The sequence below is a fragment of the Pseudomonas sp. CCI1.1 genome, from assembly GCF_034348165.1.
Classification (GTDB): domain Bacteria; phylum Pseudomonadota; class Gammaproteobacteria; order Pseudomonadales; family Pseudomonadaceae; genus Aquipseudomonas; species Aquipseudomonas paracarnis.
The window spans coordinates 1,700,053-1,712,739 of the sequence record NZ_CP133780.1; the positions used below are offsets into that span (position 1 = coordinate 1,700,053).

The 12,687-nt window shown below is 59.0% G+C and carries 13 protein-coding genes; 6 read left to right on the forward strand and 7 right to left on the reverse strand.

Translation table 11 applies throughout. From position 1 onward, the window contains the following. Positions 1-18 precede the first annotated feature (18 nt). Positions 19-2,307 (reverse strand): 5-methyltetrahydropteroyltriglutamate--homocysteine S-methyltransferase, encoded by a 2,289-nt coding sequence (gene metE / locus RHM69_RS07335; protein WP_200600964.1) that lies wholly within the window; start codon positions 2,305-2,307, stop codon positions 19-21. 344 nt (positions 2,308-2,651) lie between these two features. On the opposite strand from metE, the gene RHM69_RS07340 reads away from it, so the two are divergent. After that, positions 2,652-3,749, forward strand: a complete 1,098-nt coding sequence (locus RHM69_RS07340; RefSeq protein WP_019817180.1) for a carboxynorspermidine decarboxylase — start codon at positions 2,652-2,654, stop codon at positions 3,747-3,749. Positions 3,750-3,777: 28 nt separating this feature from the next. Continuing rightward, positions 3,778-5,022 (forward strand): saccharopine dehydrogenase family protein, encoded by a 1,245-nt coding sequence (locus RHM69_RS07345; RefSeq protein ID WP_019817179.1) that lies wholly within the window; start codon positions 3,778-3,780, stop codon positions 5,020-5,022. Between the two features lie 1,124 nt (positions 5,023-6,146). Here RHM69_RS07345 and glsB read toward each other — a convergent pair. The 3 genes from glsB to RHM69_RS07360 form a co-directional block, all read right to left on the reverse strand. Next, entirely contained in the window at positions 6,147-7,055 is a 909-nt protein-coding gene (gene glsB, locus RHM69_RS07350; RefSeq protein ID WP_014718789.1) for a glutaminase B, read from the reverse strand. Between the two features lie 55 nt (positions 7,056-7,110). Beyond that, positions 7,111-7,455, reverse strand: a complete 345-nt coding sequence (locus tag RHM69_RS07355; RefSeq protein ID WP_014718790.1) for a hypothetical protein — start codon at positions 7,453-7,455, stop codon at positions 7,111-7,113. Positions 7,456-7,528: 73 nt separating this feature from the next. Continuing rightward, the gene (locus RHM69_RS07360; RefSeq protein WP_038450419.1) at positions 7,529-7,939 is read right to left on the reverse strand and encodes a hypothetical protein; all 411 of its coding nucleotides are present in this window, start codon (positions 7,937-7,939) and stop codon (positions 7,529-7,531) included. A gap of 109 nt (positions 7,940-8,048) precedes the next feature. On the opposite strand from RHM69_RS07360, the gene RHM69_RS07365 reads away from it, so the two are divergent. Further along, on the forward strand, positions 8,049-8,894 hold the full coding sequence (locus tag RHM69_RS07365) for an AraC family transcriptional regulator (RefSeq protein WP_038452182.1): 846 nt from the start codon (positions 8,049-8,051) through the stop codon (positions 8,892-8,894). A gap of 131 nt (positions 8,895-9,025) precedes the next feature. Here RHM69_RS07365 and RHM69_RS07370 read toward each other — a convergent pair whose 3' ends face one another. Both RHM69_RS07370 and RHM69_RS07375 read right to left on the reverse strand, forming a co-directional pair. Beyond that, positions 9,026-9,820, reverse strand: a complete 795-nt coding sequence (locus RHM69_RS07370) for a class II aldolase/adducin family protein (protein ID WP_058410543.1) — start codon at positions 9,818-9,820, stop codon at positions 9,026-9,028. Between the two features lie 178 nt (positions 9,821-9,998). Next, positions 9,999-10,208, reverse strand: a complete 210-nt coding sequence (locus tag RHM69_RS07375; protein WP_014718794.1) for a hypothetical protein — start codon at positions 10,206-10,208, stop codon at positions 9,999-10,001. 196 nt (positions 10,209-10,404) lie between these two features. Between RHM69_RS07375 and RHM69_RS07380 the strand changes: the two genes are divergently transcribed. Continuing rightward, on the forward strand, positions 10,405-10,908 hold the full coding sequence (locus RHM69_RS07380; RefSeq protein ID WP_020303039.1) for a DUF4142 domain-containing protein: 504 nt from the start codon (positions 10,405-10,407) through the stop codon (positions 10,906-10,908). Between the two features lie 30 nt (positions 10,909-10,938). Continuing rightward, positions 10,939-11,499, forward strand: coding sequence for a type 1 glutamine amidotransferase domain-containing protein (locus RHM69_RS07385; RefSeq protein ID WP_014718796.1), 561 nt, complete (start codon positions 10,939-10,941; stop codon positions 11,497-11,499). A 60-nt stretch (positions 11,500-11,559) separates the two neighbouring features. Here RHM69_RS07385 and RHM69_RS07390 read toward each other — a convergent pair whose 3' ends face one another. Further along, positions 11,560-11,766, reverse strand: coding sequence for a hypothetical protein (locus RHM69_RS07390; RefSeq protein WP_003191730.1), 207 nt, complete (start codon positions 11,764-11,766; stop codon positions 11,560-11,562). A gap of 298 nt (positions 11,767-12,064) precedes the next feature. On the opposite strand from RHM69_RS07390, the gene RHM69_RS07395 reads away from it, so the two are divergent. Continuing rightward, on the forward strand, positions 12,065-12,541 hold the full coding sequence (locus RHM69_RS07395; RefSeq protein ID WP_056787383.1) for a hemerythrin domain-containing protein: 477 nt from the start codon (positions 12,065-12,067) through the stop codon (positions 12,539-12,541). The last annotated feature ends 146 nt before the right edge of the window (positions 12,542-12,687 follow it).

Here is a 12,687-nt window from a genome sequence, read left to right on the forward strand (position 1 = left end):
CGCGCCCGGGCTCAGGAATCAGGCCAGTTCAGCACGCAGTTGGCGAGCGGCGGTGACCATATGAATGAGCGCCGCCTCGGTCTCCGGCCAGCCCCGCGTCTTCAAGCCGCAATCGGGGTTCACCCATAAGCGCTCTGCCGGAATCCGCTTGGCGGCCTTGCGCAGCAAGTTGGCCATTTCCGAGGCATCCGGCACCCGCGGCGAGTGGATGTCGTAGACCCCCGGGCCGATCTCATTCGGGTAGGCGAAGGCTTCGAACGCGTCGAGCAGCTCCATGTCCGAGCGGGAGGTTTCGATGGTGATCACGTCGGCATCCATGGCGGCGATGGACTCGATCACATCGTTGAACTCGCTGTAGCACATGTGAGTGTGGATCTGGGTTTCATCGCTCACGCCACTCGCACACAAACGAAACACTTCAGTCGCCCAGTCGAGGTAGGGTTGCCACTGCGCCTGGCGCAACGGCAAGCCCTCACGAAAAGCCGCTTCGTCGATCTGCACGATCTTGATGCCGGCGGCTTCCAGATCGACCACTTCGTCACGAATCGCCAGGGCCAGTTGCCGGGCTTGCACTTCTCGGCTCACGTCTTCCCGTGGGAACGACCACATCAACATGGTCACCGGGCCCGTCAGCATGCCCTTCATCACCTTGTCGGTAAGGCCTTGGGCATAGCGAATCCATTCCACGGTCATGGCGTTCGGGCGGCTCAGGTCGCCGACAATCACTGCGGGTTTCACGCAACGCGAACCGTAACTCTGCACCCAACCGAACCGGGTAAACACGTAGCCATCCAGTTGTTCGGCGAAGTACTCGACCATGTCGTTACGCTCGGCTTCACCGTGCACCAACACGTCCAGGCCGAGGTTTTCCTGCACCTCGACAGCGTGCTTGATCTCACTGTGCATGGCATCGACGTATTCGGCGTGGCTCAACTTGCCGGCCTTGTACGATTGGCGCGCCAGGCGGATCGACGCGGTCTGTGGGAACGAGCCGATGGTGGTGGTCGGGAACAGCGGCAGGTTAAGGCCGGCCCGTTGCTTTTCGATGCGCTGGGCAAACGGCGACTGGCGCTGGCTGTCCTGCGCCGTGATGGCGGCCACACGAGCTTGAACGGCAGGTTTGTGAATGCGTGACGATGCGGCGCGAGCTGCCTGCACCGCGCGGCTCTCAGCCAGGGCGGTGAGTACGCCAGGGGCTTCGGGCTGATCAACGGCCTTGGCCAGTAGCGCCACTTCCGCACACTTCTGCACGGCGAAGGCCAGCCAGCTTTTCAATTCGGCATCCAACTGGTCTTCCCGTTCCAGGTCCACCGGGCTGTGCAGCAGCGAGCAGGACGGCGCGACCCACAGGCGATCGCCCAACTTCTCATGGGCATGCTGCAAGATGGCCAGGGTTTTTTCCAGGTCGCAACGCCACACGTTTCGGCCGTTGACCACGCCCAGGGACAGCACCTTGTACGCTGGCAGACGGTCGAGGATGGTCGGGTACTGGTCCGGTGCACGCACCAGGTCGATATGCAGGCCATCCACCGGAAGATTGGCAGCCAGGCCAAGGTTTTCTTCCAGGCCGCCGAAGTAAGTGGCCACCAATTTTTTCAGCGGGTCGCGCTGGATCAGGTTATAGGCGCGCTCAAAAGCGTTCTTCCAGTCCTGGGGCAGATCGAGCGCCAGGATTGGCTCGTCGATCTGCACCCATTCCACGCCCAATTCGGCCAGGCGTTGGAATATCTGGCCATACAGCGGCAGCAGTCGCTCGAGCAGGTCGAGCCTGTCGAAGTCAGCGCCCTTGGCCTTGCCCAGCCACAAATAGGTCAGCGGGCCGATCACCACGGGCTTGACGCTGTGCCCCAGGTCGAGGGCTTCCTGGACCTCTTCGAAGAGTTGATCCCACGCCAGGTGGAATTGCTGATCGACGCTGAACTCCGGCACCAGGTAGTGATAGTTGGAGTCGAACCACTTAGTCATCTCCTGGGCATGGGCACCGCCGCAGCAGCTGTCACTGACGCCACGGGCCATGGCGAACAAGGTATGCAACGTGGCCTGGCCATCGACCGGGCGGAACCGCTCAGGGACCACACCGAACATCAACGAATGGGTCAGCACCTGGTCGTACCAGGCGAAATCACCGACCGGCAACAGTTCGATACCGGCTTGCTGTTGCAGCGCCCAGTGGGTGCTGCGCAAGTTACTGCCAACGGCGCGCAGGCCGGCTTCGTCGAGCTCACCCTTCCAGAACGCTTCCTGCGCTTTTTTCAGTTCACGATCGCGTCCAATGCGTGGAAACCCGAGGGAATGAGCGACTGCCATGACTTACAACTCCGATGGTCTAATTGATGGCGGTCATTGTCGGCAGAGGGATGTCTTGAGACAAACTCATTTTGCTCTAGATCATCACAAGATTCACTCATGTTTAGGTGGGCATGATATTAGCGGCGCTACTGTGGGTGTTTGTGGTGCCAGAGCCGGCGTCATCGCGGCCTCGCTGAGGCTCGAGCGCTCCCACAGGGGGCGGGGTGATTCTTATGAACGGTCATACTTACGCCCTATGCTTAACGTGGCACGCAAAATCCGCCGGCTAACCTTTCGATCTGTTCCAAGTGCGGGCACAATGCGTGTCCTTTTTTGGCAGGCACCGCCGCAGGCTCTCAAAAATGATCAAAACGCCGTACTACCTCATCGATAAACAGAAGCTTCTGGTCAACATGCAGAAGATTGCCTACGTGCGCGAACAGTCCGGCGCCAAGGCTCTGCTGGCGCTCAAGTGCTTTGCCACCTGGTCGGTATTCGACTTGATGCAGCAATACATGGACGGCACCACCTCGTCGTCGCTGTATGAGCTCAAGCTCGGCCGCCAGAAGTTCGAAGGTGAAGCGCATGCCTACAGCGTGGCCTGGGCCGACGATGAAATCGAAGAGATGCTGGAGAACTGCGACAAGATCATCTTCAACTCCATCAGCCAACTGCAGCGTTTTGCCGAACGCAGCGAAGGCAAGATCCGCGGCCTGCGTGTGAACCCGCAGGTGAGCAGCTCTGACTACCTGCTGGCCGACCCGGCGCGCCCGTTCAGCCGCCTGGGCGAGTGGGACCCGGTGAAGATCGATGGCGTGATCGATCAGATCTCCGGCTTCATGTTCCACAACAACTGCGAGAACGGCGACTTCAGCCTGTTCGACAAGATGCTCGGCACCATCGAAGAACGCTTCGGTGCGCTGCTGCACAAGGTCAAGTGGGTCAGCCTCGGCGGCGGCATCCATTTCACCGGTGAAGGCTATGCACTGGATGCATTCTGCGCACGGCTCAAAGCGTTCTCCGAGAAGTACGGCGTGCAGGTCTACCTGGAACCCGGCGAAGCGGCGATCACCAACAGCGCCTCCCTGGAAGTCACCGTGCTCGACACCCTCTACAACGGCAAGAATCTCGCCGTGGTCGACAGCTCCATCGAAGCCCACCTGCTGGACCTGCTGATCTATCGCCTCAACGCCAAACTGGCGCCGAGCGAGGGTGAACACACCTACATGGTGTGCGGCAAATCCTGCCTGGCCGGGGACATCTTCGGCGAGTATCAATTTGATCGTCCGCTGGCCATCGGCGATCGGCTGTCGTTCATCGACACCGCAGGCTACACCATGGTCAAGAAAAACTGGTTCAACGGCCTGAAAATGCCGTCCATCGTAGTGAAACAACTCGACGGTACAGTCGAGGTGGTTCGTGAATTTGGTTACGACGACTACCTGTCCAGCCTGTCCTGAGCTGGCGGATAAAGGAGAGATAAAGCAATTGAAAAAGAACGTTCTTATCATTGGTGCAGGAGGTGTCGCCAAGGTGGTGGCCCACAAGTGCGCGCAGCACAACGACGAACTCGGTCGTATTGCTATCGCGTCGCGCAACATCTCCAAATGCCAGGCCATCATCGACAGCGTCAAGGCCAAGGGTAGCCTCAAGGTTCCCGCCGATATCCAGGCCTTCGCGCTGAACGCCCTGGACGTGGAAGCGACCAAGGCCCTGATCCGCGAGACCGATTCGCAGATCGTCATCAACGTCGGCTCCGCCTTCCTCAACATGTCGGTACTGCGTGCCTGCATCGACACGGGCGTGGCTTACCTCGATACCGCCATCCACGAAGAGCCGGGCAAGGTCTGCGAGACCCCGCCGTGGTACGGCAACTACGAGTGGAACCACCTGGAAGAATGCAAACAGAAGAACATCACCGCCATCCTTGGCGTGGGCTTCGACCCAGGTGTCGTCAACGCGTATGCCGCGCTGGCGCAGCAACAGCATTTCGACCGCATTGATTCGATCGACATTCTCGACGTCAATGCCGGCTCCCATGGCAAATACTTCGCCACCAATTTCGATCCGGAAATCAACTTCCGCGAATTTACCGGGCAGGTGTGGAGCTGGCAGAACAGCCAGTGGACCAGCAACACCATGTTCGAAGTCAAACGCACCGACGACCTGCCGGTAGTTGGCTCGCAGAACCTCTACCTCACCGGCCACGATGAAGTGCACTCGCTGTCGAAAAACCTCGACGTGCCCAACGTGCGTTTCTGGATGAGCTTCGGCGAACACTACATCAACGTGTTCACCGTGCTGAAAAACCTCGGCCTGCTCTCCGAACAGCCGGTCAAGACCGCCGAAGGCCTGGAAGTGGTGCCGTTGAAAGTGGTCAAGGCCGTGCTGCCCGACCCGTCTTCGCTCGCCCCGGGCTACACCGGCAAGACCTGCATCGGCGACCTGGTCAAAGGCACCAAGGATGGCCAACCGCGTGAGATGTTCATCTACAACGTGGCTGATCATGAAGAGGCCTATGCCGAGACTGACAGCCAGGGCATCTCCTACACCGCAGGCGTACCACCGGTAGCCGCTGCACTGCTGGTGGCGCGTGGCGAGTGGGATGTGAAGCACATGGCCAACGTCGAGGAACTGCCAGCTGAGCCGTTCCTCAAGGCGCTGGATGTGATGGGCTTGCCGACTCGGATCAAAGACGAGAACGGTGATCGGGCCTGGGATGCGACGGCCTGATAGGCCATAGCTGACCGAGCAAAAAATGCGCCCCAAGGGGCGCATTTTTTGTTTTGGCTCACCTACAATTCGAAGAACAATGAGGATCAAAATGTGGGAGCTGGCTTGCCTGCGATGGCGACCAGTCAGTCAATGATTCTTCAACTGAGCCACCGCTATCGCAGGCAAGCCAGCTCCCACACTGGTTGTGGGTTGCCCACAGAATTGGCGCCAGGCATAGATCCCTGTAGGAGCGGGCTTGCCCGCGATGGCGACCTGTCAGTCAATGATTCTTCAACTGAACCACCGCTTTCGCAGGCAAGCCAGCTCCCACACTGGTTGTGGGTTGCCCACAGAATTGGCGCCAGGCATAGATCCCTGTGGGAGCGGGCTTGCCCGCGATGGCGACCTGTCAGTCAATGATTCTTCAACTGAACCACCGCTTTCGCAGGCAAGCCAACTCCCACACTGGTTGTGGGTTGCCCACGGAATTGGCGCCAGGCATAGATCCCTGTGGGAGCGGGCTTGCCCGCGATGGCGACCTGTCAGTCAATGATTCTTCAACTGAGCCACCGCTATCGCAGGCAAGCCAGCTCCCACACTGGTTGTGGGTTGCCCACAGAATCGGCACCCGGCATAGAACCCTGTGGGAGCGGGCTTGCCCGCGATGGCGACCTGTCAGTCAATGATTCTTCAACTGAGCCACCGCTATCGCAGGCAAGCTAGCTCCCACACTGGTTGTGGGTTGCCCACAGAATTGGCGCCAGGCATAGATCCCTGTAGGAGCGGGCTTGCCCGCGATGGCGACCAGTCAGTCAATGATTCTTCAACTGAGCCACCGCTATCGCAGGCAAGCCAGCTCCCACACTGGTTGTGGGTTGCCCACAGAATTGGCGCCAGGCATAGATCCCTGTAGGAGCGGGCTTGCCCGCGATGGCGACCTGTCAGTCAATGATTCTTCAACTGAACCACCGCTTTCGCAGGCAAGCCAGCTCCCACACTGGTTGTGGGTTGCCCACAGAATTGGCGCCAGGCATAGATCCCTGTGGGAGCGGGCTTGCCCGCGATGGCGACCTGTCAGTCAATGATTCTTCAACTGAACCACCGCTTTCGCAGGCAAGCCAACTCCCACAGAGAGAACGATCTCAAAACACCGACCACCCAATCCGCTCACTCAACAATTCCAACGCCTTCATCCCCGCCAGCGAGTTGCCCGCTGCGTTCAACTCCGGCGACCATACGCACACCGTAAACTGCCCCGGCACCACCGCGACAATTCCGCCGCCGACCCCGCTCTTGCCCGGCAGGCCCACGCGGTAGGCAAAGTTGCCCGCCTCGTCGTACAAGCCGCTGGTGGCCATGATCGAGTTTACCTGCTTGGTCTGGCGCGCCGTCAGCACCTGCTCGCCACTGTGGGCACTCACGCCTTCATTGGCCAGAAAGCTGAATGCTCGGGCCAGGTCCAGGCAGCTCATCTGCAACGCGCAATAGTTGAAGTAGCTGTGCAGCACCGCGTCCACATCATTGTGGAAGTTGCCAAAAGACTTCATCAGGTAGGCCATGGCCGCATTGCGCGCACCGTGCTGGGCTTCCGACTCGGCCACAACGCTATTGACCAGGATCTGCGGGTTGCCCGACAGGCGCCGTACAAAGTCGCGCATCGACAGAATCGGCACGGCGAAGCGTGACTGGTTGATGTCGCAGATCACCAGCGCGCCAGCGTTGATAAAAGGGTTGCGCGGGCGGCCACGTTCGAATTCCAGCTGCACCATGGAGTTGAACGGCTGCCCCGAGGGCTCGTGGCCCAGGCGTTCCCAGATGGATTCGCCGCCATGGTCGATGGCCTGCACCAGGCTGAAGACCTTGGAAATGCTCTGCACCGAAAACAGCGTGTCTGCATCTCCAGCGCAGTAGGCCGTGCCGTCGTTGCCGTATACCGCGATGCCGAGTTGGTTGGCGGGCACGTCGGCCAGCGCGGGAATGTAATCGGCGACTTTGCCGAGGCCGATCAAGGGGCGCACTTCGTCGAGGATCGACTCCAGCAGCGCCTGCATAGCTTGTCCTGTCATCTTTGTTCGAATCAGTGGTAAACGAGGCGCGGAGGATACGTCAATGGGCGCGCAACACCCACACAATCTCTACCACCCGCTCGGCAATCACCACGTAGATCAGGATCAACAACAGTTGCAACGCCAAGTGATAACGCAATTTGGCCAGGCGGCGAATGCCGTCGCTGACGTTCAACAGCATCAGCACCGTCGACAGCACAATCAAGCCCCAGCCCGCGACGCTGGAGGCGAAGATACCGATCAGCAACTCGCGCGGTCCCACCAGCGCGTTGGTCCCCGCCGCAAACAACAATGCGCAGACCAACAGATTTTTAACATTGTCGAAAATCTGCGTGCTCAGGTCGTTTTCCAGCAACGCCAGGTACCGCGTCCATAAAGTGCGCATGCTTGAATACCGAGTGGGAAGGCTCGTCAATCAAGGTAGTTCAATTGTGGACGCTGTCGAGCTTTGGCCAGGCTCAGAAATGCGCCACATCCGACACTTCTGTATCCAGCACATCCTGGGCCAACGCCCAGGCGCGATCCTTGGACTCCACCACCAGCAGCGGGTAACCCCAGGCCTTGCCGAACGTCACGGCAAAGGGCTTGAGGGCCAGGCGCTTGGCAGCGCTGGGCTCCACTTGGATCATGCCTTTGACGTAGGCACGCAAGGCAGCCTTGTTTTTCTTCATCCAGATAGACGCGCGCTTGCGCTCTTCGTGGGCGTGTTCGTGATTGTTCTCATCCACGGCTTTTTCGTGCAGCAGCAAGAAGGGCTGCTCACGGGCCAGCAGACGTTCGAAGGTCAGGAAGGCGTCTTCCGGCGCACCTTCGCTAGGCGCGTCGAAAAAGATTTTCACCACCGGGAAAGTTGAACTGTCGAGTCGCATGGCAAAGCTCCTTTGATGAGATTGATTCTCATCATAGGGCGCCTGGCGCTGGACAGCATTGCACAGAATAGCCAGAATGTTTCGCAATCCAGCCAAGGCAGTTCTCACCATGGTTCATCACCGCCTCGACCAGTACGACCCCTGCCGGGTCCGCGACGCCGCCGCGATCCCTCGCTCGATTGTTGCAGTGGGCGCCTCGAGTACGTCCGAACGCTGGGAACATACCCCTCACCACCATCAACACGGGCAATTGATCTACACCTTGCGCGGCGTGGTGCATTGTGTGATCGAGGCGGGTATCTGGATCGTGCCGCCGCAATGCGCGTTGTGGATTCCCGGCGGAGTAACCCACGCGGCACGCGGTGCCGGCGAAGCGGATGTGTACTGCCTGTTGATCAACCCGAACGCCGCCAGCGCCCTGCCCCGGCAATGTTGCACGCTGTCGGTGTCGCCATTGCTGCACGAATTGATCGGCAAGGCGGTCAGCTTCCCGCAGCTCTACGACGAAGACGGCGCCCAGGGCCGCCTGGTGGCGACGTTACTCGACGAACTGGCCCAGGCCCCCATCGAAGCCCTGCATTTGCCGATGCCCCAAGACCCCCGCTTGCATCGGCTGGCCAACAGCTTATTGGCCAACCCCGGCGATAAATCCACCCTGGGCGAATGGGCCGTGCGCATCGGCATGAGCGAACGCAGCATGACCCGCCTGTTGTTGGAAGAGATCGGCCTGAGCTTCGGTCGCTGGCGCCGGCAGTTGCATGTAATCCTTTCACTGCAGCGCCTGGCCAACGGCGAAAGTGTGCAGAGCGTGGCGCTGGACCTGGGTTATGAAAATGCCAGCGGGTTTATCACCATGTTCCGCAAGGCCATGGGCCAACCGCCGGCGCGTTACCTGGCGGACCGTGCCAGTACCGTCGGGCCGCACAGCAACGCGTCAACTATCGCCTTGACGTGAGGTTTTGATGATCGTTCCCACGCTCTGCGTGGGAATGCCTCGTGTGCCGCTCCGCGTCACGCTTAGGGACGCAGAGCGTCCTGGGCTGTGTTCCCACGCAGAGCGTGGGAACAATCCAATCCACATCCGACTCAGTTCTTGTAGTCGGTATCGGTACGCTCAAGCTGGCGCACCAGCGCATTCCAATGCCGCGCCACGCCCGGGCCTTCGCCATTGCTGAACACCTTGGCCTGCTGCTCGACTTTGGCCACCACCTCTGCGGGTGGGAAGATCAACTCGGCATTCCCCGCTGCCTGTGCCGCAATCTGGATGTTGCAGGCCCGCTCCAGGCTTTGTAGTTGCTGGAAGGCATGCTCGACGCTGACGCCACCCGTCAACAAGCCGTGGTTGCGCAGGATCATCACACTCTTGTCGCCCAAATCCGCCACCAGCCGTTCACGCTCGTCCAGGTCCAGCGCCACCCCTTCGTAACCGTGGTAAGCCACACGCCCCGAGAATGCGATAGCGTGCTGGGAGATCGGCAACAACCCCTGCTTCTGCGCCGACACCGCAATACCGTCGCGGGTGTGGGTGTGCAGCACCGCTTGCAAATCATGGCGTGCGCCGTGGATGGCGCTGTGGATCACATAGCCGGCGTAGTTGATCCCCAGGCCCGTTGGGTCATCGACGATGGTGCCGTCCAGATCGACCTTGACCAGGTTGGAGGCGCTGATTTCGTCGAACAACAGCCCGAAAGCATTGATCAGGAAATGCGCCTCGGGCCCTGGCACCCGCGCTGAGAAATGCGTGTAGATATGATCGGTCCACTTGTACAACGCCGCCAGTCGGTAGGCCGCGGCCAACTTGACCCGCACCTCCCACTCTTGCGGTGTTACCCGCTGGCGCACATTGCTCAAGACACTGGAAATCGGCGTGACGCTACTCATGGCAAATCTTCCTGGATGGCCTAAGGGGACTTCCAGGCAAGGCTAGGGGATGGTCAAAAATAATAAAAATCACATTTTAATCTAAGCTAATTATTATATTTATTTATAAAAAGCAGCAATGGCAGCGTTCAGGCCACCACGGGAGCAAGCTCCTTCGCCGCCAATCAACTCAGCAGGTTCAACGCCCGTTGTTGAGCTTTTCGTTGATTGCATCCGTTTGCCGTTCAATGTCCTTGATCGAGGTCGGCGTCACGACTTTGTCGATGGTGTCAGTCTTGGGGTTTGCAGGTTCAAGCGTCTGCCCTTTGGTGGCCTGGGCATTACCTTTTTGCGCGTCTTCAGAGCTGACGGGGTCGGGGGTTTTATCGGCGGTTTTATGATCAGTCACAGTGCAATCCTCCTGGCAGTGGCAGGCCCCTGAGATGGCGGCCCTATGCAGCAGAACCCTGGGAATCCGAATTGGTTCAAGTCAATTGCCTCGCCTCACCGCTGGGCAAAAAAGCGCAAAAAATTTTAAACCTTTTACCCGCCTCTCGATTCAACAGTCAGGTAACGGCATCCCGCCATTTCCAAGGAGAGACACCATGAAAACTCGACTGATGAAACCGATGGGCCTTACCTTCATGCTGATTGCAGGCTCGATTTCCACCGCGATGGCGGCGACCTCCAACGACTTTGTCGACAACGCCGCCGAGGGCGGTATCACCGAGGTGGAAGCGGGCAAGCTGGCCCTGGAAAAAAGCAGCTCGGCGGACGTAAAGACCTTCGCCCAGCATATGGTCACAGACCACACCAAGGCCAATCAGGAACTGATGGCCCTGGCGAAAAAACTCGATATCGAAGTACCCGATGACGCCGCGCTCACCGACCAGGCGAAGAAAGCCATCCTGGAAATGCGCGATGAATCCTTCGACAAGGCCTATGCCAACAACCAGGTAGCGGCCCATGAAAAAACCGTCGAACTGTTCAAGAAAGAAGCGGCCTCCTCGGACAATCCCGAGCTGAAAGCCTTCGCCACCAAGACCCTGCCCACCCTTGAAGCCCACCTGAAAATGGCCAAGGAACTGCAAACCAAATACGCCCATTAAACCATCCATGACCCAAGGAGACACTCGACCATGAGCTCGCAACTCAACGGCAAGCACATCCTCGTCATCACCTCCAACACCGGCATCGAGCGCGACGAGTTGCTCAAGCCTCTGGAAACGCTGCGTGGCTACGGCGCGACCGTGACGCACGCCTCCAGCAAAGGCGGCACTACCCAGACATTTGTCGGCGACACGGAAAAGGACCAGACCGTGGAATCAGACGTGCAACTGTCGGATGTTGTCAGCGCCGACTTCGATGCGCTGGTCATCCCGGGCGGCACAGTGAATGCCGATACGCTGCGCCAGGATACTGCCGCACTGCGCCTGATCAATGAATTTGTACAGGCCGGCAAGACCATCGCGGCGATCTGCCACGGGCCATGGACCCTGATCGACGCTGGCGTGGTCAAGGGCAAAACCCTGACCGCCTATAAAAGCGTGCGCATCGACCTTGAAAACGCCGGCGCGGCCAGCGTAGTGGATGCCGAGGTTAAAGAGTGCCAGGCCAATGGCTGGACCTTGATCACCTCGCGCACGCCGGACGACCTACCGGCGTTCAATCAGGCGATTGCCAAGGCCATCGGCGGCTGATCGGCTTAGCGCAATGAAAACAGGCGCCCCATGGGCGCCTGTTTTTTATCACTCACCGCTTCAGCTCTTACGCTGCTGCGCCATTTCACGCTTGGGTCCGAACATTGCCCACGCAATCAACCCCAGCAGCGGCACGAACACCAGCACCACGACCCACAACCCCTTGGTCTCCCATCCGCCAGTGCTGCGCAAAACGATATTGATCGCCCAGAGTTCCAAGAGCAGCAGAACCACCGCCAATACGATCCAGATATATTCAATTTGCATGATTCACCTCCTGAAGTCTAAGCGTTAGGTCAAGCAGATGCCCCAAGGGTTCCATTAGAATTTTCCTGGCCCCACTTTATGGCCCCCCGTTGCGCTGGAGTGTCAGCAACCGGCTGTGCGTTGTGCAACCTCAACGCGGCCCGACCATGCAAGCTGCACGACCGACAAGCGCACATGAAAATATAACCATCTGATTTTAAAGATGATTTATAACCATAAAAGTTGGTACGCCTGATGCAACCTTCCTCACCACGAGGCGTGCACTTCGACACGCCCGCACACCCCCGTGAGGTTACCTATGAATGCCATCGACCTGCTCAAAGCCGACCATGAACGCGTCAAGACCCTGCTGACCCAGTTGAGCGAATCCACTGAACGCGGGGTGAAAAAGCGCACCGAGTTGCTGGCCAAACTTGAAATGGAAATCACCCTGCACACCCAACTTGAAGAAGAAATCCTCTACCCCGCGTTCAGGAAAGCGGGTGGCAAGGAACAGGACATCATGTACCACGAAGCCAAGGAAGAGCACCGTACCGTCGACTCGCTGGTCCTGCCGGACTTGAAAAAGACCGACCCATCTTCCACCGAGTTTTCCGGTCGCGTCAAAGTGGTCAAGGAGCTGCTTGAGCACCATATCGAAGAAGAAGAAACCGAGATGTTCCCCCAGGCCAAGAAACTGCTGGGTAAAGCGCTGCTCGAAGAGCTGGGGGCCGAGATGGAAGCGATGAAGGCCGCGCACAAAAAAGCCATGGTGAAAAAACCGCTGGCCGCGTAACGGCTACCTCCTCGCAGCAAAGTTCGCGCGACAGTGACCCACAGGCCCTGTCGCGCTATCGATTTGCACCGATGATTTCTCCTCGCTCACTCAGCGATCCGGCCGACCGAGCCGGCCTGGCGCCCCATGCTAGCGTGCCATTGCCC